Origin of the sequence: Streptomyces sp. NBC_00322 (assembly GCF_036147535.1) — a bacterium.
Lineage (GTDB): Bacteria > Actinomycetota > Actinomycetes > Streptomycetales > Streptomycetaceae > Streptomyces.
Map to the genome: position 1 here is coordinate 3,275,279 of NZ_CP108019.1, position 20,887 is coordinate 3,296,165.

At 71.4% G+C, this 20,887-nt stretch carries 13 protein-coding genes; 4 read left to right on the plus strand and 9 right to left on the minus strand.

Translation table 11 applies throughout. From position 1 onward, the window contains the following. The first annotated feature begins 31 nt into the window (after nucleotides 1-31). Nucleotides 32-274, plus strand: coding sequence for a mycoredoxin (locus OG905_RS14610; RefSeq protein ID WP_328669050.1), 243 nt, complete (start codon nucleotides 32-34; stop codon nucleotides 272-274). A gap of 13 nt (nucleotides 275-287) precedes the next feature. Here OG905_RS14610 and nudC read toward each other — a convergent pair whose 3' ends face one another. The 6 genes from nudC to OG905_RS14640 all read right to left on the minus strand — a co-directional run bounded on the left by nudC (nucleotide 288) and on the right by OG905_RS14640 (nucleotide 11,264). Further along, the gene (nudC, locus tag OG905_RS14615) at nucleotides 288-1,235 is read right to left on the minus strand and encodes an NAD(+) diphosphatase (RefSeq protein ID WP_328669052.1); all 948 of its coding nucleotides are present in this window, start codon (nucleotides 1,233-1,235) and stop codon (nucleotides 288-290) included. A gap of 47 nt (nucleotides 1,236-1,282) precedes the next feature. Further along, the gene (locus tag OG905_RS14620) at nucleotides 1,283-2,680 is read right to left on the minus strand and encodes a dipeptidase (protein WP_328669054.1); all 1,398 of its coding nucleotides are present in this window, start codon (nucleotides 2,678-2,680) and stop codon (nucleotides 1,283-1,285) included. A gap of 10 nt (nucleotides 2,681-2,690) precedes the next feature. Then, a complete protein-coding gene (locus OG905_RS14625) occupies nucleotides 2,691-6,089 on the minus strand; it encodes an ATP-dependent helicase (protein WP_328669055.1) in 3,399 nt (1,132 codons plus the stop codon). 56 nt (nucleotides 6,090-6,145) lie between these two features. Beyond that, nucleotides 6,146-6,994 carry a hypothetical protein gene (locus OG905_RS14630; RefSeq protein WP_328669056.1) on the minus strand — a complete coding sequence of 283 codons (849 nt, stop codon included), beginning with the start codon at nucleotides 6,992-6,994 and terminating at the stop codon, nucleotides 6,146-6,148. 65 nt (nucleotides 6,995-7,059) lie between these two features. Further along, nucleotides 7,060-10,737 (minus strand): UvrD-helicase domain-containing protein, encoded by a 3,678-nt coding sequence (locus OG905_RS14635; protein WP_328669057.1) that lies wholly within the window; start codon nucleotides 10,735-10,737, stop codon nucleotides 7,060-7,062. Between the two features lie 176 nt (nucleotides 10,738-10,913). Further along, the gene (locus tag OG905_RS14640; protein ID WP_328669058.1) at nucleotides 10,914-11,264 is read right to left on the minus strand and encodes an MGMT family protein; all 351 of its coding nucleotides are present in this window, start codon (nucleotides 11,262-11,264) and stop codon (nucleotides 10,914-10,916) included. A 215-nt stretch (nucleotides 11,265-11,479) separates the two neighbouring features. Between OG905_RS14640 and OG905_RS14645 the strand changes: the two genes are divergently transcribed. From OG905_RS14645 to OG905_RS14655, 3 genes are all read left to right on the plus strand, one after another. Further along, nucleotides 11,480-14,296, plus strand: a complete 2,817-nt coding sequence (locus OG905_RS14645) for a lysylphosphatidylglycerol synthase domain-containing protein (protein WP_328669059.1) — start codon at nucleotides 11,480-11,482, stop codon at nucleotides 14,294-14,296. 253 nt (nucleotides 14,297-14,549) lie between these two features. Beyond that, the gene (locus OG905_RS14650; RefSeq protein WP_328669060.1) at nucleotides 14,550-16,118 is read left to right on the plus strand and encodes an alpha/beta hydrolase; all 1,569 of its coding nucleotides are present in this window, start codon (nucleotides 14,550-14,552) and stop codon (nucleotides 16,116-16,118) included. 45 nt (nucleotides 16,119-16,163) lie between these two features. Beyond that, a complete protein-coding gene (locus OG905_RS14655) occupies nucleotides 16,164-17,759 on the plus strand; it encodes an alpha/beta hydrolase (RefSeq protein ID WP_328669061.1) in 1,596 nt (531 codons plus the stop codon). Nucleotides 17,760-17,817: 58 nt separating this feature from the next. On the opposite strand, the gene moeZ is transcribed toward OG905_RS14655, so the two are convergent. From moeZ to OG905_RS14670, 3 genes are all read right to left on the minus strand, one after another. Further along, a complete protein-coding gene (moeZ, locus tag OG905_RS14660; RefSeq protein WP_328669062.1) occupies nucleotides 17,818-18,996 on the minus strand; it encodes an adenylyltransferase/sulfurtransferase MoeZ in 1,179 nt (392 codons plus the stop codon). A gap of 64 nt (nucleotides 18,997-19,060) precedes the next feature. After that, on the minus strand, nucleotides 19,061-19,813 hold the full coding sequence (locus OG905_RS14665; protein ID WP_328669063.1) for a spherulation-specific family 4 protein: 753 nt from the start codon (nucleotides 19,811-19,813) through the stop codon (nucleotides 19,061-19,063). After that, entirely contained in the window at nucleotides 19,801-20,760 is a 960-nt protein-coding gene (locus OG905_RS14670; RefSeq protein ID WP_328669064.1) for an NAD-dependent epimerase/dehydratase family protein, read from the minus strand. The genes OG905_RS14665 and OG905_RS14670 overlap by 13 nt, the downstream gene beginning before the upstream one ends. Nucleotides 20,761-20,887 lie beyond the last annotated feature (127 nt).

The window sequence follows — 20,887 nt, forward strand, 5'->3', positions numbered from 1 at the left end:
CGCATTGCGAGACAGAGGAGCACGAGAGACGATGCAGGGCACTGTGACGATGTACAGCACCACGTGGTGCGGCTACTGCCGTCGGCTGAAGAGCCAGATGGACCGCGAGGGCATCGCGTACACCGAGATCAACATCGAGCAGGACCCGCAGTCTGCGGCCTTTGTCGAGAAGGCCAACGGGGGCAGTCAGACCGTCCCGACCGTGCTCTTCTCGGACGGTTCGACGCTGACCAACCCCTCGCTGGCGCAGGTCAAGCAGAAGATCGGCGTCTGAGCCGCAAGGTCTCTCAGCCGACGTCACCGGGCTTGGGCAACGGCTTTCCGTACCAGAGCTCGATCAGGCGGGCCGCAATCGAGATCCCGTAGGGAGGCAGCACCTGCCCGGACTCGAAGGCGGCCCGCAGGTCGTCCCGGGAGAACCAGCGCGCCTCGTGGATCTCCTCGCCGTCCACGTTGATCTCCGCGGACGTCGCCCGCGCCACGAAGCCGAGCATCAGGCTGGAGGGGAAGGGCCAGGGCTGGCTGGCGATGTACTCGACGTCGCCGACCGTGACACCCGCCTCCTCGAAGACCTCGCGGCGCACCGACTGCTCGATCGACTCGCCCGGCTCGACGAAGCCCGCGAGTGTGGAAAAGCGTCCCTCCGGCCAGTGGACCTGGCGGCCCAGCAGCGCGCGGTCCTGCTCGTCGGTGACGAGCATGATCACGGCAGGGTCGGTACGGGGGTAGTGCTCGGCGCCGCAGGCGGGGCAGCGGCGGATGTGGCCCGCGGCCGCGATGACCGTGCGCTCGCCGCAGCGTGAGCAGAAACGGTGCAGCCGCTGCCAGTTCTCCAGCGCTACGGCGTGGACCAGCAACCCCGCGTCGCGCGGAGACAGCAGCAGTCCTGCCTCGCGCAGGCCCGCGGGACGGGCCGACTGGTCCATACGCCCGGGAAGGGCGTCCTTCTGGAGCGCGAAGTAGCGCACGCCCTCTTCGTCCGTACCAAGGAAGTAGCGGTGGGTCTCGGTGACCGGGGCCTCGAAAGCTGGGGTCATCACCAGTTCGGTACGGCCGTCGGGGGTGTCGTCGATCAGCGCCTGGCCGCCACAGACCACGAAGACCCGGGTCGTGGGGTGACTCCAGGCCGCCGCGAGCCAGGCCTCGTCGAGGCGGTGGTGCGCCTCGCGGTCGATGCCGGTCGGCGCGGTGAGAGCGATCGGGCGGTCCGCGGTGGCGTAGCTGTTGGTGCTCACGGTATTTCCAACTCCCCCGGGTGGATTGGGTGTCGTGTCAGCGGAGTTCAGCGCAGGGCCTCGGCGAGGTCGCCCCACAGGTGGGCGGTCGTCTCGACACCCTTGACGAGCAGGTCCAGTTCGACCTTCTCGTTCGGGGCGTGCCAGCCGTCGGACGGTACGGAGATGCCGAGGAACAGCACCGGGGCCGCCAGGACGTCCTGCAGGTCCGCGGCGGGTCCCGAGCCGCCCTCGCGCGTGAAGCGGATCTTCTGCCCGTCGAAGGCGCGGCTCATGGCCCGCACGACCGACTGCAGAGCGGGGTGGTCCAGCGGGGTCAGACAGGGGCGGGTCGAGGCGCCGAACCGGATCTCGTGGCGGATTCCGGCCGGGACGAGATCCGCGACCCATGCGCCGACGGCCTTCTCGATGGTGTCCGGATCCTGTCCCGCGACAAGCCGGAACGTGAGCTTCAGCTGCGCCGACGACGGGATGATCGTCTTGCCGCCGGGGCCCTGGTAGCCGCCGCCGATGCCGTTGAGCTCGGCGGTCGGGCGCGCCCAGATGCGTTCCAGGGTCGTGTATCCGGCCTCGCCCAGGGTGCCGTGCGACTTGGCGGTTTTCAGCCAGGACGCCTCATCGAAGGGCAATTCGGCAAGCAGTTCGCGCTCGGCGCCTGTGAGCGGCGCGATGCCGTCGTAGAAGCCGGGGATCGTCACCTGCTCGTCGGCGTCGTGCAGCGCGGCGACAAGGCGGGCGGCGACGGTGGCCGGGTTCGGGACCGCGCCGCCGAAGGAGCCGGAGTGGATGTCCTGGTCCGGTCCGTTCAGGTCGATCTCGCAGTCCACGAGGCCGCGCATGCCGGTGCAGACGGTGGGGGTCGTCTCGGACCACATACCGGTGTCCGAGACGATCACGGCGTCGGAGGCGAGACGGTGGGCGTTGGCCTCGACGAGTGCGCGGAAGTTCGGCGAACCCGACTCCTCCTCGCCCTCGACGAGCAGCTTGAGGTTGACCGCGGGGGCGGTGCGGCCGGTGGCGGCGAGATGGGCCCGTACACCCAGGGTGTGGAAGAACACCTGGCCCTTGTCGTCGGCCGCGCCCCGCCCGTACATCCGGCCGTCGGCGATCAGCGGCTCGAACGGGTCGCTGTGCCAGCCGTCCTCGCGGGCGGCGGGCTGGACGTCGTGGTGGCCGTAGACGAGCACGGTAGGCGCGCGCGGGTCGCCGGAGGGCCACTCGGCGAAGACCGCGGGAGCGCCGGGCGTGGGCCAGACCTCGGTGACCGGGAAGCCGGTCTCCTTGAGCTTGGCCGCGAGCCAGTCGGCGCTGCGCCGTACGTCCGCGGCGTGATCGGGCTGGGCCGACACGGACGGGATGCGCAGCCAGTCGGCGAGGTCGTCGAGGAAGGCGGCGCGGTGCTCCTCGATGTACGTACGGACGGCGCTGTCCGGGGTGTCGCTCATGCAGGTGAGCCTAACGGGCCTCGGCTGCTGTCTCGTCGGCCGTCTCGCCCAGCAGGATGCGCTCAAGATCGGCCCGGCCGGGGAGGGCGGTGGGGCGCGCGATTTCGCCGCTGCGGACGTAGACGAACGCTGCTTTGACGGCTTCCGGGGGGAGGTCGTGCTGCTCGGCCCAGGCGAGGCGGTAGATGGCGAGCTGCAGCGGGTCCGCGGTGCGCGTGCGGCTGGTCTTCCAGTCGACGATCTCGTACGTGCCGTCCTCGTCGTCGCGGTAGACGGCGTCGATACGGCCCCGGATCACGCGGCCCGCGAGGGTGAGCTGGAACGGCGACTCCACGCGGTAGGGGGTGCGGCGGGCGTACGGGGTGCGCTCGAAGGCCTCCTTGAGCGCGGTCAGGTCGCGCTCGTCCACGATCTCGGGATCGCCGGCCTCGCCCCCGGGGAGCTCGTCCGGGCCGAGCATCGGCAGCGGCAGCTCCTCGAACCGGGACTCCACCCAGGCGTGGAACCGGGTGCCCCGGCGGGCGGCAGGCTGCGGAGGGCGGGGCATGGGGCGGGCCAGCTCATGGGCGAAGCCGTCGGGGTCGGCGGCGAGGCGCATGAGCTGGGAGGCGGACAGGGAGGGCGGCAGGACTACGTCTCGGACGGTGGCGCGGGTGCGGCGGAGCTCGCCGGTGAGGGCGGTGAGGTCGCGGTCCCAGGAGGCGATGGTGCGGAGGTCCTCGGGGGTTGCCCCCACACCCCCGGGAGCGCCGGTCTCGCGACGCAAGGACGGCTCGCTGCGCTGGTGCGGCAGGTCCGCCGACGGGGCGGCCTGTTCCCACTCCGGCTCCGGGGCGTCCTCGTCCCAGCGCGGCTCGTCGTCCCACAGCGGCTCGTCGTCGTGGGGCTCCGGCTCCTGTGGCTCGGCCGGAAGCAGCGTCAGCGCGTCCAGGTGCGACAGCACCGTGTCCGCCGCCTCACGGCGGCGGGACAGCGACGTCGGGTCCAGAGGAAGCGGCCAGGCATGGTCCTGCGCCGACTCCCGCAGGGACGGGTTCTCCGCGTCCTGTTCCGGTTCGTCCGCCCAGATCTCGATCTCGCCGAAGCCCTCACCGCAGTGGTCGTACAGCGCCTGCAGGAACGCCGACGGGCCCCGTCGGCGTTTCTGGGTCGGCCCCCACCAGTGGCCCGAGCCCAGGAGCAGGGAGCGGGGGCGGGTGAAGGTGACGTAGCCCAGGCGTAGTTCCTCCGTGTGCTGGTGGTCCTTCATGGCGTCCTTGAAGGCCTTGAGGCCTCTCGCGTCCCAGGACGGCACGTCGGGAAGCGTGCCCGCGTCGCCGCGCAGTGCGTGCGGCAGGACCTTGGACTGGGAGGTCCAGGCCTCGCGCGCCTGATCGTTCGGGAAGTGTTTGGCGACCAGGCCGGGGACCGCCACGACGTCCCACTCCAGGCCCTTGGACTTGTGGGCCGTCAGGACTTTGACGGTGTTCTCGCCGCCCGGCAGGGCGTTGTCGAGGCCCTTCTCGTACTGCGCGGCGGTACGCAGGAAGGCGAGGAAGGCCAGCAGCGAAGCCTCGCCGTCCAGCGCCGCGAAACCGGCGGCCGTGTCCAGGAAGTTGGCGAGGGTCTCGCGGCGGCGGGCGGCCAGGGCGTGCGGGGACGCCGAGAGTTCGACCTCCAGGCCGGTGGTGCCAAGGACGCGGTGCAGAACGTCCATCAGCGGGTCGGCCAGGGAGCGGCGCAGATCGCGCAGTTCCGCGGCGAGGCGGGCGAATCGGACCCGGGCCTGAGCCGAGAAGGGAAGGTCGTCGTCCTCCCCGCCGGCCGACTCCAGGAAGGTGTCCAGCGCGTCGGCGAGCGAGACGACCTCGGCCGGATCGGTGCCCTCGACGGCCGCGGCCAGCCGTTCGTCCGGGTCCGTGCCGTCGGCTTGGGTGCGGTGGACGAGCAGCCGGGCCCGGCGGCCGAGGAGGGCCAGGTCGCGCGGGCCGATCCGCCAGCGCGGACCGGTGAGCAGTCGTACGAGCGAGGCATTGGCCCCCGGGTCCTGGAGGACTTCGCACATCGCGACCAGGTCGGCGACCTCGGGGAGGTGCAACAGCCCGGACAGGCCGACGACCTCCACCGGGATGTCCCTGGCGACCAGCGCGCCCTGGATCTGGGGAAAGTCACCCGCCGTACGGCACAGGACCGCGATCTCGCCGGGTTCCTTGCCCGTACGCACCAGGTGGGCGATCGAGTCGGCGAGCCATTCGATCTCCTGCGCGTGGGTGTCGAGGAGGGCGATGCGCACGGATCCGTCGCGCTCGGCCCCGGGCGCGGGGCGCAGCGCCTCCACGCCCGCGTGCATGGCGCGCAGGGGCTCCGCCAGGCCGTTGGCGAGGTGCAGCAGCCGGCCCCCGCTGCGGCGGTTCTCGCTGAGCGAGAAGCGCGTGGCCGGGCTGCCGTCGGCGTGGGCGAAGTGCGCCGGGAAGTCGTCGAGGTTGGCGACGGAGGCTCCGCGCCAGCCGTAGATGGCCTGGCAGGGATCGCCGACCGCGGTCACGGCGTGACCGGTGCCCTGGCCGAACAGGCCGGACAGCAGCAGCCGTTGGGCCACCGAGGTGTCCTGGTACTCGTCGAGCAGGACAACCCGGAACTCGTCCCGCAGGATCGTCCCGACCTCGGGCCTGGTCAGCGCGAGCTCGGCGGAGAGCGCGATCTGGTCGCCGAAGTCGAGGAGGTCGCGGGCGCGTTTGGCCTCGCGGTAGCGGACGGTCAGATCGAGCAGCTCACGGCGGGCCGCCGCGGCCTCCGGGACCTTGCGGAGTTCGGCGTTGCTGAGCCGCGCGCTCGCAAGGGTGCGCAGCAGTTCCCCGTCGTACGCGGCGAGCTGCCCGGGGCGTACGAGATGCTCCGCCAGCTCCGCGTCGAGCGCCAGCAGGTCGCTGACCAGGGAGGGAAAGGACTTGGTCAGCGAGGGGTACGGCCCGGGCGCCTCGCGCAGCACGCGCGCGGCGAGCTGATAGCGGGTCGCGTCGGCGAGCAGGCGGGCGCTCGGCTCCAGACCTATCCGCAGCCCGTGGTCGGTCAGGAGCTGCCCGGCGAAAGCGTGGTACGTGGAGATGCGCGGCTCGCCCGGCGGGTTGTCCGGGTCGATGACGTCGGCGTCCGTCACCCCGGCCCGTACGAGCGCGGTGCGGACGCGCTCGGCGAGTTCGCCCGCCGCCTTGTTGGTGAAGGTGAGACCGAGCACCTGCTCCGGGGCGACCTGGCCGGTCCCCACGAGCCACACCACCCGCGCGGCCATGACCGTCGTCTTCCCTGACCCGGCTCCGGCCACGATGACCTGCGGGGCAGGCGGCGCGGTGATGCAGGCCGTCTGCTCCGGGGTGAAGGGGATGCCGAGGAGCTCCGTGAGCTGCTCGGGGTCGTTGATGCGTGCGGTCACCTCAGTGAGGCTAATGGGGACCACTGACAGCGATGGCCCCCATCGGCCTCACCGCGTCAGGCCCCCGCGGCGGTACCGGAGCGGGAGCCTGACGCGGTTGTGGCCGAGAGCGCGGCGGCAGAGCCCAGGCTGTCCACGTCCACCACCTGGTCCGGCGGCGGGGCCACGGCCTTCACCGGCTTGTTGTAGTCCGAGAACGTCAGCGTCCCGGGCTCGACGCCGCCCTTCCTGACGACCTTGAGCACATACGGCGCACCCTCCTTGGCGACATACATGGTGAGCGTTTCGCCGCCCGGCTTCTTCTTCACCAGGGTCACCACCGGCTTGCCGCCGACCACCGCGTCGGGCCCTTTGGTCATGCCCCGGAGCTCCGACTTGTCCTTGCCCATGTCGGCGATCATCGCCTTGAGGTCGCAGACGCCTTCCATGCTGGTGGAGGCGCCCTGCGGCACCTTCATCCAGCGGCCCTTCAGCAGGTCGGTGATGCCGTCGGCCTGCGCACCGACCGAAGCCGTCCAGAACTTCTCGTCGCCCTTGATGTACATGACCTTGCCGACCTGGCGAAGCTCGGCGTTGCCGCCCTTCATCCCGATCTTGCCGGTGCAGGAACCCTTGCTGTCCACCGCGAAGTCGACGGTCAGCAGCTCGCCGTCGCCCGTGACCCTGCCCGCGATCCGCATGGACCGCGCGGACTTGGTGGCCGCGACTGCCTTGCCGGCGATCTGGTCGGCGCTGAGGCCGCCGAACGGGTCACCCGAAGCCTTCGTGGCCGCGGCGTCCACGGCCTCGATCTTCTCGGTGCCGCTTTGGGCCTCGAGCTCGTCGCCGGTGGAGCAGCCCGCCAGTCCGGCGATCGCGGCCGCCCAGACCACCGCCATGACCAGGAACTTCCGCTTGGCCGCCATGTACCTCTCCTCGCAGTTCACGTGGTCCGTCGCAGCGGCCGTCGTGACCCGCGTCACAGCGCCGCTCACTCCACTATCTGGCGGCCTTCCGGCTGTGCGCTGCATGACGCGCGGAAGGCACAGTGGGTGCAGTGCTGCCCGGCGGTCGGCGTGAAGCGCTCGTCGAGGACCCGGCCCGCTGCGGTGGCGAGCAGCTCACCGACCCACTCCCCCGCCAGCGGCTCCTGCGCCTGGACCTTGGGCAGGTCCTCACCGCCCTCCTTCTTCGCGGCGGCCTGTCGCAGCTGTACGAGCTCGGCGCCGCCCGGCTCGGGGCGGCGGCCGCCGAAGGCCTCGTCGAGCGCGCCCTCACGCACGGCGAGCTGGTAGACGGCGAGTTGGGGGTGCCGGGCGACCTCGTCGCGGGTGGGGGACTGCTTGCCGGTCTTGAAGTCGACGACGTACGCGCGTCCTTCGGCGTCCTGCTCGACGCGGTCCATGGAGCCCCGGATGCGTACCTCGTACGCACCGGCCTCCAGGGTGACGTCGAAGCCGTGCTCGGTGGCGGCGGGAGTGCGGCCGCCACGGTCCATGACGTGCCACCGCAGGAAGCGTTCGAGCGCCACGCGCGCGTGGCCCTTCTCCTGCTGCGACTTCCATGGGGCGTCGAAAACGAGCGCGTTCCAGACCGAGTCGAGGCGTTCCATGAGGACGGCCAGGTCTGCGGGGGTCTGTCCGGAGGCGACCTCGTCGGCCAGTACGTGCACAACATTGCCGAAGCCCTGGGCCGCGGTGGCCGGGGCGTCCGCCTTCACCTCGCGGCCCAGGAACCACTGCAGGGCACAGGTGTTGGCGAGCTGGTCCAGCGCGCTGCCGGAGAGGGTGAGGGGCTCGTTCCGGTCGCGCAGGGGCAGCCGGCTGTGGGTCGGCTCGTACAGGCCCCACCAGCGGAAGGGGTGGGCTGCGGGCACGAGCGGCTGACCCTCGTCGTCGGTGAGCGCGGCGAGTCGGGCGAGGCGGCGGGCGGCGGCGTCGCGCAGCGAGGGACTCGCCTGCGGGTCCACCGTGGTGGCGCGCAGCTCGGCGACGAGCGCGGCCACGGCAAGGGGGCGGCGGGGGCGGCCGGTGATGTCCTTCGGCTCGACGCCGAGTTCGGTGAGGAAACGGGAGGGCTGATCGCCGTCGTCGGCCGGTGCCTTGACGGCGGTGACGACGAGGCGGTCGCGGGCGCGGGTGGCAGCGACGTAGAAGAGCCTTCTCTCTTCTGCGAGGAGCGCGCCGGGGGTGAGGGGCTCGGCGAGGCCGTCGCGGCCGATGCGGTCGGCCTCCAGGAGTGAGCCGCGGCGGCGGAGGTCGGGCCACAGGCCCTCCTGTACGCCCGCCACGACCACGAGGCTCCATTCGAGGCCCTTGGAACGGTGGGCGGTCATCAGGCGTACGGCGTCGGAACGCACCTCTCTTTTGGAGAGGGTGTCGGCGGCGATGTCCTGGGCGTCGATCTCCTCGAGGAAGTTCAGGGCGCCGCGGCCGCCGGTGCGCTCTTCGGCGCGGGCGGCGGTGTCGAAGAGCGCGCAGACGGCGTCGAGGTCGCGGTCGGCATTGCGGCCGGCCGCGCCGCCGCGGAGGGCTGCGCGTTCCAGGCGCTGCGGCCAGGGGGTGCCGGCCCACAGCTCCCACAGCGCCTCCTCGGCGGTGCCGCCGCCTTCGAGGAGCTCACGCGCCTTGCGCAGGAGCGCGCCGAGCCGCTGCGCGCCGCGGGCGTACGCGGGGTCGTGGGCGACGAGGCGCTCGGGCTCGGCAAGGGCGCGGGCGAGGAGCTCGTCGGAGGGCGGGGGGATTTTGTTGCCGCCGGCGCGCTCTTCGTCACGGAGAGCGCGGCCGAGGCGGCGGAGGTCGGCGGTGTCCATGCCGCCGAGGGGGGAGGCGAGGAGGTCGAGGGCCGTCTCGGTGCGGAGCCAGGGGGTGGCGGGGGTGTTCCCCTGCGCGGGGCTCCCGGGGTCGCGCGGCTCCGCGCCGGCCGGTTGTGCGGGCGCGTCGCCCTGGCGGGTGTGCCCCGGTCCCGCCCTGCCCCAGAGCAGTTCGGTCTCGCGCTGCTCGGCTCCTTCCGCGTCCGTCCGGGCCGCACTCGGCGCCGACGTCTCGGGCGCGGGTTCGTGACCGTCGGCGGCCACGCCGTCCGGCGACGCGTCCGAGCCCACCGGTGCGCCCCCCTCGGCGTCGGCAACGCCGTGCGTCCGCGGGGCCGTACTCGGCCCGTCCGCCACGGCCAACGCACCCCGGCCCGAGCCCATCTCGGCCGAAGCGTCCGCCGCCGCGACCGCCTCGATCGGCGAACCCGCAGCCGCCGAAGCTGGCGTGACGTCCGCGCCGCCCCGTCCAATCGCCGCCTCCGCCACCGCGCGCAACGCCGTCAGCAGTGGCGCGACCGCCGGTTCGTGGCGGAGAGGGACGTCGTCGCCGTCTATGTCCAGGGGGACGCCCGCCGATGTCAGGGCGCGGCGGACCGAGGGGATCGTGCGGCCTCCCGCGCGGACCAGGACTGCCATGTCTCCCCATGGGACGCCCTCCTCCAGGTGGGCCCGGCGCAGGATGTCCGCGATGTTGTCGAGTTCCGTGGAGGCCGTCGGGTAGGTGTACGTCTCGATCCGGCCGCCCTCGCGGACGGCGCCCAGTTCCCGGTGCGCCCGGACCTTCTCCGACGGAAGGCGGGGCAGCGGCATCCTGCGCGTCAGCAGGCGGGTCGCCTCCAGCAGTTTCGATCCGCTGCGGCGGGATGCAGTCAGCACCGCCACCCCCGCCGAGCTGCCGTCCGCGCGCGGGAAGGCGTCCGGGAAGTCGAGGATGCCGTTCACGTCCGCGCCGCGGAAGGCGTAGATCGACTGGTCCGGGTCGCCGAAGGCGACCAGCGTTCGGCCCCTGCCGGCCAGCGCCTGGAGCAGCCGGACCTGAGCCGGGTCGGTGTCCTGGTACTCGTCCACGAACACGGCGTCGTAGGGGAACCCGAACGGTAGACGCTCCGCCAGCAGGACCGCCCGGTGCACCAGTTCCGCGTAGTCGAGCACCCCCTGCATGTCCAGAACGTCCAGATATTCGGCGAGGAACGACGCGGCCGCCCCCCAGTCGGGACGGCCGGTGCGGGCCGCGAAGCGGGCCAGGGAATCGGGTCCCAGGCCCAGTTCACGACTCCGGGCGAGCACCGCGCGTACCTCGTCGGCGAAGCCGCGCGTGGTCAGACAGGCACGCAGCTCGTCGGGCCACTCGTTGCGCGCCAGCCCGTCCGCCTCCAGGTCGATCTGGCCTGCCAGGAGTTCACGTACGGCGACGTCCTGCTCGGGACCGGACAGCAGCCGCAGCGGCTCGGAGAAAAGGTCGGCGTCCTGGTGCGCGCGGACCAGTGCGTAACAGAAGGAGTGGAAGGTCGTCGCCTGCGGCCCCTTCGTGCCGCCGAGCCGCAGCGCCATCCGGTCGCGCAGTTCGACCGCCGCCTTGCGGCTGAAGGTGAGCACCAGGATCCGCTCCGGATCCGCCCCCTTGGCCACGCGCGCGGCGACCGCCTCGACCAGCGTCGTGGTCTTGCCTGTGCCGGGACCTGCCAGAACGAGCAACGGACCGTGATCGTGGTCAACCACAGCGCGTTGCGCTGCGTCCAGGAGAGGGGGATCCACCGGGCCCGGCGGGGTACGCACCAGTCGGTACGCGCCGGGGGTCCCACGCCGTACCTGGTGCTGGTACGGCGTACGCCCGGTGGTGGAGGAGGAGCTCACGTGGATCGCCGGTCCTGGTGGGTGTGCTGGTGGTGATGGAGCGGTTCGTGCCGCGCGCTGACGACGCTACGCCAGCGCGTGGCGGGAACGCAGTGAGTCCGTCGCGTACCGCCTGTAGTCCCGGTACTCCGTACGGTCCCCCGATTCCCCGTGGCGCCCCCGATTGGCGGAAGCTGTCATATGTGAGCGCTGTCGCCGGCACCCTCGTCGCCGTCCCATCGCGCGCGCTTCATGTCGAGGCGCGGCACATGGCTGTCGGCGCTTCGTGCCGCCTCGCGCAGGGGCGTCCCCTCGCTGCGGTAGTGCGCCAGGGCGCTCAGCTCATGGCCGGGCAGCAGCGCGCCGTCCGAGCGCACGACGCGCCACCAGGGCACCCCGCCCCCGTACAGCGCCATGACCCGGCCGACCTGCCTCGGGCCGCCCTCTTCCAGCCATTCGGCGATGTCGCCGTAAGTCATCACGCGGCCGGGCGGGATCAGCTCGGCGACCTCGAGCACCCGCTCCGCGTACTCCGGCAGCTCTTCCATCCGGCTCATCCTGCCGCACGCCACCGACAACGCCCCGGGCAGCGGGCGCCGCGCGGGCGGTCGGCTCCGACGGGCAAAGGGGCGTATCTCGCGCACCTCCCGTCCCCGCGATGCACCCTGATGCCCCCCTCTGTCGTCCGGTCGTGCCACCATCATGCGGGCGGTGACTGGTGATACGAGATCAAGAAGAGACCGAGACGGCGAGGGAGCAGGGCGTGCAGCCTCCGAAGGTGGCAAGCACCCCTGAGGCCGAGTCGTACCCGGACGCGCCCGTTCCGCAGCCGGACACGAGCGACGAGGCGGCGGCGGGTGCCGGTGCAGCGTCCGACGCCGCCGCGGACCAGACAGCCGCAGAGAAGGCAGCCGGAGAGAAGGCAGCCGACAAGACGGCCGACAAGACGCCGGCCGCAGCCGGGGGCAAGGCGGCGGACGCGGCCGAAGTGACCGACGTCGCCGGCGTCGACCGCGTCTCCGGGGACGAGCCGCTGCTGGCCGCCCGCGTCCACCGGCCCTCCGATCTGATGCGCCTGCTCATCGGCATCCTCGCGATCGCGATCGTCCTCGCCGTGGCCGCCTTCGCCCAGGGCACCACGACGGGCCTCGCACAGGACATCGACAAGGGCACCGACCAGGCCCCCGACCTGTTCGTCAAGATCGCCGGTCTGGTGTCCAGCATCGCCGTACTGCTCGTCCCGGTCGCCTTCGCCATCGAGCGGCTGATCAAACGCGACGGTCTGCGGATCGCGGACGGCGTACTGGCCGCCGTCCTCGCGCACGGAGCCACTCTCGCCACCGATCTCTGGGTCGCCAGGGCCGCGCCCGGCACCCTCCAGGAAGCCCTGACGCAGGCACAGACCGGCGGCGGGCTCACCGATCCCGTTCACGGATATCTCGCGCCCGTCATCGCCTATATGACGGCCGTCGGCATGTCCCGAAGACCGCGATGGCGGGTGGTCCTGTGGGTGGTGCTGCTGCTCGACGCCTTCGCGATGCTGGTCGCCGGGTACACCACACCGTTCTCGATCATCCTCACCGTGCTGCTCGGCTGGACCGTGGCGTACGGAACGCTGTACGCCGTCGGCTCGCCGAACGTACGCCCCACCGGCCAGACCCTGCTCGCGGGTCTGCGCCATGTCGGCTTCCGCCCGGTCACCGCCATGCGGGCCGAGGACATCCCCGACACCGCCGACCAGGGCGACCGCGGCCGCCGCTACCTGGTCACGCTGGAGGAGGGCTCGCCGCTCGATGTCACCGTCGTCGACCGCGAGCAGCAGGCCCAGGGCTTCTTCTACCGCGTGTGGCGGCGCCTCACGCTGCGCTCCATCACCACCCGACGCTCCATCCAGTCGCTGCGCCAGGCGCTGGAGCAGGAGGCGCTGCTCGCGTACGCGGCGATCGCGGCCGGAGCCAACGCCCCCAAGCTGATCGCCACCTCCGAGCTCGGCCCGGACGCCGTGATGCTGGTCTACGAGCACCTGGGCGGCCATTCCCTCGACTCCCTGGACGACGCCGAAGTCACCGACGACGTGGTGCGCGGGGCCTGGCGACAGGTGAAGGCGCTCCAGTCGAGGCGCATCGCGCACCGGCGGCTGACCGGCGACGCGATTCTGGTGGATCGTTCCGGCAAGGTGATCCTCACGGATCTGCGCGGCGGCGAGATCGCGGCCAGCGACGTGGTGCTGCGCATGGACATCGCGCAGCTGCTCACCACCATCGGCCTGCGCGTCGGTGCCGAGCGTGCGGTGGCCACCGCGGTCGAGGTGCTCGGCCCGGACCCGGTCGCCGACTGCCTGCCACTGCTCCAGCCCATCGCGCTCAGCCGCTCGACCCGGGCGACGCTGCGCAAGCTCGCACGTGAGCGGTCCCAGCGGGAGCGGGATGCCGTCCTCGAGGCGTCGGCCGCCGCCAAGCGGGCCCGTACGGAAGAGGCGCACGCCGACCCCAAGGTCGTACGCAAGACGGAACGCGCTGAGAAGCAGGCCGACAAGAGGGCCATGGACGTGGCCATGGACGAGGCGCGCGAGGAGGATCTGCTCTCCCAGATCCGCGCCCAGATGCTGCTGATCAGGCCGCAGGCGCCGGTCGAACCGGTCCGTCTGGAGCGGATCAGGCCGCGCACGCTCGTCAGCTTCATCGCGGGCGCAGTCGCCGCGTACTTCCTGCTCTCGCAGCTCGCGGGCATCGACTTCGGCACGGTCTTCGGCCAGGCCCACTGGGGCTGGGTGGCGGCCGCTGTCGCCTTCTCCGCGCTCAGCTACTTCGCCGCGGCGATGAGCCTGCTGGGCTTCGTGCCCGAGCGGGTGGGATTCCTGCGGACCGTCGTCGCTCAGGTCGCCGGATCCTTCGTCAAGATCGTCGCCCCGGCGGCGGTCGGCGGTGTCGCGCTGAACACCCGCTTCCTGCAGCGCTCGGGGGTACGCCCCGGGCTCGCCGTGGCCAGTGTCGGCGCCTCCCAGCTCTTCGGGCTCGGCGCGCACGTCATGCTGCTGCTCGCCTTCGGCTATCTGACCGGTACGGAGCGCACGGCGTCGTTCACCCCGTCCAGGACCGTGATTGCGGGGCTGCTGACGGTCGCGGTGCTGGTGCTGGTGGTGACCGCGATCCCGTTCCTGCGGAAGTTCGTCTCGACGCGGCTGCGTTCGCTGTTCGCCGGGGTCGTGCCGCGCATGCTCGACGTACTGCAGCGGCCGGTGAAGCTGATCACCGGCATCGGCGGGATGCTGCTGCTGACCGGGCTTTTCGTGATGTGTCTGGACGCGTCGATCCGTGCTTTCGACAACGGCCACCAGCCGCTGAGCTACGCCAGCATCGCCGTGGTGTTCCTGGCGGGCAACGCGCTGGGGTCGGCGGCGCCGACGCCGGGCGGTGTGGGTGCGGTGGAGGGGGCGCTGACCTTCGGTCTGATCGTGGCGGGGGTGCCGAAGGAGGTGGCGGCGCCGGCGGTGCTGCTGTACCGGATGATGACGCTGTGGCTGCCGGTGCTGCCGGGGTGGTTCGCGTTCAACCACCTGACGCGCAAGGGCGCGCTGTAGGGGGTGCCCGGGGGGATTTTCCCCTACCCGCCCCTCCCCCTACGGCCTGGCGGCCGTGGGAGGTACCCCCTTCCCGTAACTGGGCGCAAGCCCCCGAGCCCCCGTACGGCCTTCGGCCGTGTCCTCGAACGCCGGACGGGCTGGATGTGCGGCCCGGCCGCACATCCAGCCGGGAGTCCGAGGCCCGGTAATGAACCACCCGCATGGACCGTCGTCGCGGGCGCAGCCCGCACCCGCGGCGCACCATGGCAGCATGCCCCCTTCCTCCGTCGCCCGCGCCGTCGCGATCAGCGCCTGTGTCGCCGCGCTGCTGGCCGCCGCCGGCTGTTCCGACGACGGCGGCAAGGGCAAGGAGACGGACCAGGACCGGGCGAAGGAGCTCGCTTCCCAGGAGCTGGACTGGCAGGCGTGCCCGGCCCCCTCGGACGCGGAGGGCGGCGGCACCCCGCCGTCGCCTCTGCCCGGCGGCACGGTCTGGGAGTGCGCCTTCATGGACGCCCCGCTCGACTACGCCAAACCGGGCGGCGACACCATCGAGCTCGCTCTCATACGCGCCAGGGCACGCGACCAGTCCACGCGCATCGGCTCCCTCATATTCAACTTCGGCGGACCCGGAGGCTCCGGGGTCGCCGGTCTGCCGCCCGCCGCCGCGGACTACGCAGCCCTGCGCACCCGTTACGACCTGGTGAGCTTCGACCCGCGCGGGGTCGGCCGCAGCGCCGCGGTGGAGTGCAAGGACGACAAGCAGCTCGACGCGTACTACCAGCAGGATTCGACGCCCGACGACACCGCCGAGGAGAAGACCTTCACCGAGGGTCTGAAGTCCTTCGCAGCGGCCTGTGAGAAGAACTCCGGGGACCAACTGCCCTACGTCGGAACCGTCAACGCCGCCCGTGACCTGGACCTGATGCGCCAAGTCCTCGGCGACGACAAGCTCTACTACTTCGGCATTTCGTACGGCACCGAACTGGGCGGCGTCTACGCCCACTTGTATCCCACCAAGGTCGGCAGGGCGGTCTTCGACGCCGTCGTGGACCCGACCAAGAACTCCGAAGAGGGCTCCCTGGGCCAGGCGAAGGGCTTCCAGCTGGCCCTCGACAACTTCGCCCAGGACTGCGTGAACCGCGGCGACAAGTGCCTGTTGCCCGGCTCCACGGCGAAGGAGGTCGAGGCCTGGATCATCGCCCTCCTCGACGAGCTCGAGAAGAAGCCGATCCCCGCCAGCGGCGACCGGATGCTGACCCAGAGCCAGGCCGCCAGCGGCATCGCGCAGGCCTTGTACTCCAAGGAGTACTGGCAGTACCTGGAGCAGGGTCTCGACGAGGCCGACGGCGGCAACGGCGGGCTGCTGCTCGCACTCGCCGACTCGCTGAACGGACGGGGCGAGAACGGCCACTACAGCAATATCCAGGCGGCGAACGCGGCCATCAACTGCGTCGACTTCAAGGACCGCTGGACCCTGGAGCAGACGAAGGCGAAGCTCCCCGAGTTCCGCCAGGCGTCCCCCGTCTTCGGCGACTACCTCGGGTGGGGCCTGATGGGCTGCACCGAGTGGCCGCTGCCGGGCACCTGGGACACACCCGATGTGTCGGCCCCCGGCGCACCGCCCATCCTCGTCATCGGCAACACCGGTGACCCGGCGACCCCTTATGAGGGAGCGAAGGCCATGGCAGACGCCCTCGGCAAGGGGGTCGGCATCGAGCTCACCTACCGGGGTCAGGGACACGGCGCGTACAACGGCGGCAGCGCGTGCGTGCAGCAGGCGGTGAACTCGTACCTCCTGGAGGGCAAGGTGCCTGCCGCGGGCACGGTGTGTCAGTAGCCCCGCCTAGGATGTCGAAAAAATCTTCGAAGCGCGGGGGCATGTATGGCGATTCGGGTACGGGCGGGGGCCGTGGCCGTGAGCGCGCTGCTGGTGGCCGGTCTGGCCGTCGGCTGTGACAGCGGTCAGGACAAGGCGGGTGACGACGGCAAGAACACGGCCGGGCCCTCCGCCTCGCAGAACTCCCCGGGCAAGGCGGCTCCGAGCACGCCGAGCGAGCCGGTTCTGCCCGCCGCGCTCACCGGTCAGAAGCTCGACTGGAAGCGCTGCGAGGCGCCCGTGAAGGCGGAGGGCAGCTATGCGAAGAGACCGGGCGGGCAGTGGCAGTGTGCCCGGCTCAAAGCCCCCCTCGACTACAGGCAGCCCACGGGCGAGACGATCGGGATCGCCCTGATCCGCTCGAAGGCCGAGGACGGGTCCAAGCGGATCGGTTCACTCCTGTTCAACTTCGGCGGCCCCGGCGGCTCGGGTGTCGCCGCGCTGCCCGGCTCGGCAGATCAGTTCAAGAAGCTGCACAGCCGCTACGACCTGGTCGGCTTCGATCCGCGAGGTGTCGCCGAGAGCGCCGAGGTGACCTGCCGGGGTGACAGGGAGATCGAGGCCGCGCACCGGCTGGACTTCACCCCCGACACCCCCTCGGAAGAGGAGGCGTACATCGACAACTCCGTGGCTTTCGGCGCCGGCTGCGCCAAGAAGTCCGGCCGGATACTGCCGCATGTCGGCACCACCAACGCCGCGCGCGACATGGACCTGATACGCCAGGTCCTCGGCGACGCCAAGCTGCACTATCTAGGCTTCTCCTACGGCACCGAACTGGGCGGTGTCTACGCCCACTTGTTCCCCAGGAACGTCGGACGCCTCGTTCTGGACGCCGTGGTCGATCCCACCGCCGACTACGCCGGGCACTCGCGCGGCCAGGCGCTGGGCTTCCAACGCGCCCTGGAGAACTACTTCAAGAGCCGGGACATCAGCTCCAAGGACGGCACCGAGCGGGTCGTGAAGCTCCTCGACAGGCTGGACCGCAAGCCGCTGCCCACCCACGAGGGGCGCACGCTCACCCAGAGCCTGGCGCTCACGGGAATCGTCTTCCCGCTGTACTCGAAGGACAGCTGGCCCTACCTCACCCAGGCGCTGGACGAGGCGGAGAACGGCGACGGCACGCGTCTGCTGATCATGGCGGAGGCGTACAACAGCCGTGACCAGACGGGCCACTACAGCACCCAGGACCACTCCCAGCGCGCCATATCCTGCGCGGACACCAAGGGCCGGGTGACGGCCGCCGAGGTCAGGTCCCGTCATCTCGCCGAGTTCACCAAGGTGTCGCCGGTCTTCGGCCCGTATCTGGCCTGGGACCTGGCGGGCTGGTGCGCCGACTGGCCGGTGCCCGGCGAGTCCGACACTCCCGAGGTGGCCGCCGCGGGCGCGGCGCCGATCCTGGTCGTCGGCACCACTGGCGATCCGGCGACTCCGTACGAGGGAGCGAAGAAGATGGCGGACGAGCTCGGCGCGGGAGTCGGAGTACTGCTGACCAACAAGGGCGAGGGCCATGGCGCCTACGGAAACGGCGCCTGCGTGACGCGGACGGTGGACGCGTATCTGCTGGACGGCACGGTCCCGGCGAACGGCAAGACCTGCTCGTAGCAGCGCGGCGAAAGGCCCCGGACCAGCGCTGCGGTCCGGGGCCCTGCACACATCTGCGTCAGTAGATGGGCTTGTCCGGCTCGATCTGGTTGACCCAGCCGATCACACCGCCGCCGACGTGCACCGCGTCCGCGAAGCCCGCGGATTTGAGCACGGCGAGGACTTCCGCGCTGCGGACACCCGTCTTGCAGTGCAGGACGATGCGCTTGTTCTGAGGCAGGTCCTGGAGAGCGGTGCCCATCAGGAACTCGTTCTTCGGGATCAGCCTGGCGCCGGGGATCGAGACGATCTCGTACTCGTTGATCTCACGGACATCGATGATGTCGATGCTCTCGCCGTCGTCGATCCACTCCTTGAGCTGCTTGGGAGTGATCGTCGAACCGGCCGCCGCCTCCTGGGCCTCCTCGGACACGACGCCGCAGAAGGCCTCGTAGTCGATGAGCTCGGTGACGGTGGGGTTCTCGCCGCAGACCGCGCAGTCCGGGTCCTTGCGGACCTTGACCTGGCGGTACTGCATCTCCAGGGCGTCGTAGATCATCAGTCGGCCGACCAGCGGCTCACCGATGCCCGCGAGCAGCTTGATGGCCTCGTTGACCTGGATGGAGCCGATGGACGCGCAGAGCACACCCAGCACGCCGCCCTCGGCGCAGCTGGGGACCATGCCCGGCGGCGGGGGCTCGGGGTAGAGGCAGCGGTAGCAGGGACCGTGCTCGGACCAGAAGACGGAGGCCTGTCCGTCGAAGCGGTAGATCGAGCCCCAGACGTACGGCTTGTTCAGCAGCACGCACGCGTCGTTGACCAGGTAGCGCGTCGCGAAGTTGTCCGTGCCGTCGACGATCAGGTCGTACTGGCCGAAGATGTCCATCACGTTCTCGGCTTCAAGCCGCTCTTCGTGCAGGACCACGTTCACGTACGGGTTGATGCCGAGCACCGAGTCCTTGGCGGACTGGGCCTTGGAGCGGCCGATGTCGGCCTGGCTGTGGATGATCTGGCGCTGCAGGTTCGACTCGTCGACCTCGTCGAACTCCACGATGCCGAGCGTGCCGACACCGGCCGCGGCGAGGTACATCAGGGCCGGCGAACCCAGGCCGCCTGCGCCCACACACAGCACCTTGGCGTTCTTCAGCCGCTTCTGCCCGTCCATCCCGACATCCGGGATGATCAGGTGGCGGGAGTACCTGCGGACCTCGTCGACGGTGAGCTCAGCAGCTGGCTCGACCAGGGGTGGCAGCGACACGGGGACTCCGTTGCGTCGATAAGTCAGTACGGTTGTTCTCCCCGTAACACTGCCACGGCCCTCCTCATTCCGAGACACCCGGTCCGATCCGCGAGACGATTTCGTCCCAGTAGCCGGGCAGCGCCTCGAATGGACTGTTTTGTCCCCACTGGTCCGTGCGATCGGTGAAGAAGATCGTCCCGGCGCCCTGCCAGCGGGCGATTCGGGTGGCCTCCTCCAGGTGGGTGCGCGGCACCCCGTGCACGAAGTGCACAAAGCGCTCCGGCGGATGGTCCGCCGTCCACTCCGCCACCTGTGACCAGCGGTAATCCGTCCATGGCCCGGAGAAGGTGACCAGCTGGTCGGCGGCCTCCGCGTAGCCCGGGTACGGATGCGAGCCGTGCCCGAGGACGAGATGACCGCCGTCGAGAACGGCCTCCAGCGTCGCCGTCGTACGCCGCACCTCCTGCAGATCGGCGCGGTCCGTGGGGCAGCGGTCCAGCAGGAAGCCGTCGACCCGGTACCACTCGAGGTAGAGGTGCGCGTCGGAGACGAGGTCGCCGAAGGAGCGCGAGCCGTGGACCATGTCGAGATGGCCGAGAACTCGCACGCCCGCATTGCGCAGCTTGCCCGCGGCCTCCAGGCAGTGCGGGTCGGGGCGGTCCCCGGGGCCGCCGTCGACATTGAGGACGACCCAGTGCAGGGGCGTTCCCGGGCGGGTCAGTTCGGCCCATTCGACCGGGGCGAGCAGCGGGTGGGCATAGCCGGGGATGCCGAAGCCGAGTCGCTCCGCGCCGGTCGCGGAGAGCTTGGTACCCGTGGTGGTCAGATGCGGCATGCCGCCTCCATCCAGATATCGGCGAGGGACTCTTCGAGGTTGATGCGGGGGCGCCAGCCGAGGCGGTCGCGGGCGGTGCGCACATCCGCCTGCTGCCAGCTGCCGCAGCCGTCGGGGTAGGGGGCCGGGTTCGCGGAGAGCTGCTCCAGCACGGATTCGGAGCGGGGGGCTCCGATGGAGGGGCGGCCGGGGGACGCGTCGAGTTCGTGCAGCGCGCCCGCGTAGCCCGCGACCCGGGCCAGGACGGCGGCCGCGTCGCGCAGTCGTACGGCACGTCCCGTACCGATGTTGACGACGCCCTGCGCGGCGGAGAGCGAGGCGGCGTGCACGGCCCGCGCCACGTCCCGCACGTCGACGAAGTCGCGCTGCACGCCGAGGCCGCTGAGTTTCAGCTCACCGTCGCCGGACTGCATCGCGCGGCGCATCGCCTCGGCGAGACGGCCGAGCGGTGAGCCAGCCGGGGTGCCGGGACCGACGGGCGAGAAGACCCGCAGCACGACGGCGTCCAGGCCCGCGCCGAGTACCAGCTCGGTGGCGGCGAGCTTGCTGACGCCGTACGGGCCGCCCGGGCGCGGAATCGCATCCTCCGCGGTCGACGAACCATGCTGGGACGGACCGTACTCGGAGGCGCAGCCGAGCTGGACGAGCCGGGCGCCACAGCCGCTGCGGCGCAGGGCCTCACAGACGGTGGCGACGGCGACGGTGTTGTGCCGGGTCAGCTCACGGGCGCCGCCGCGGGTGGCGCCCGCGCAGTTGATGACGACGCCCGGGTGGACGGCGCCCAGGAAGCGGGTGAGCGCGCCCGGGCTGCCTCCGGCGAGGTCGAAGCGTACGTCGGCGTCGTCACCGCGCCCGAGGGCGGTCAGGTGCACGGCGGGGTCGGCGAGCAGCCGGTCGGCGACGAAGCGGCCGAGGAATCCATTGGCACCGAGCAGGAGCACCCTCATCGCGCGGCCCCTGTGTGCCGACGGGCCTCTGTTGGGGGTTGGGGCGTCATGTCGCTTTCTCCTTAGGGGTGTTGCTGTCGGTGCGGAAGGGGTGCCGGAACCCGTGGAGACACGGGTGCCGGATGCG

Excerpts from the sequence above, each read along its gene's own strand:
- OG905_RS14610 (WP_328669050.1), top strand. The coding sequence starts at position 32 with ATGCAGGGCACTGTGACGATGTACAGCACCACGTGGTGCGGCTACTGC.
- OG905_RS14620 (WP_328669054.1), bottom strand. The coding sequence starts at position 2,680 with ATGAGCGACACCCCGGACAGCGCCGTCCGTACGTACATCGAGGAGCAC.
- OG905_RS14630 (WP_328669056.1), bottom strand. The coding sequence starts at position 6,994 with ATGGCGGCCAAGCGGAAGTTCCTGGTCATGGCGGTGGTCTGGGCGGCC.
- OG905_RS14640 (WP_328669058.1), bottom strand. The coding sequence starts at position 11,264 with ATGGAAGAGCTGCCGGAGTACGCGGAGCGGGTGCTCGAGGTCGCCGAG.
- OG905_RS14650 (WP_328669060.1), top strand. The coding sequence starts at position 14,550 with ATGCCCCCTTCCTCCGTCGCCCGCGCCGTCGCGATCAGCGCCTGTGTC.
- OG905_RS14655 (WP_328669061.1), top strand. The coding sequence starts at position 16,164 with ATGGCGATTCGGGTACGGGCGGGGGCCGTGGCCGTGAGCGCGCTGCTG.
- OG905_RS14665 (WP_328669063.1), bottom strand. The coding sequence starts at position 19,813 with ATGCCGCATCTGACCACCACGGGTACCAAGCTCTCCGCGACCGGCGCG.
- OG905_RS14670 (WP_328669064.1), bottom strand. The coding sequence starts at position 20,760 with ATGAGGGTGCTCCTGCTCGGTGCCAATGGATTCCTCGGCCGCTTCGTC.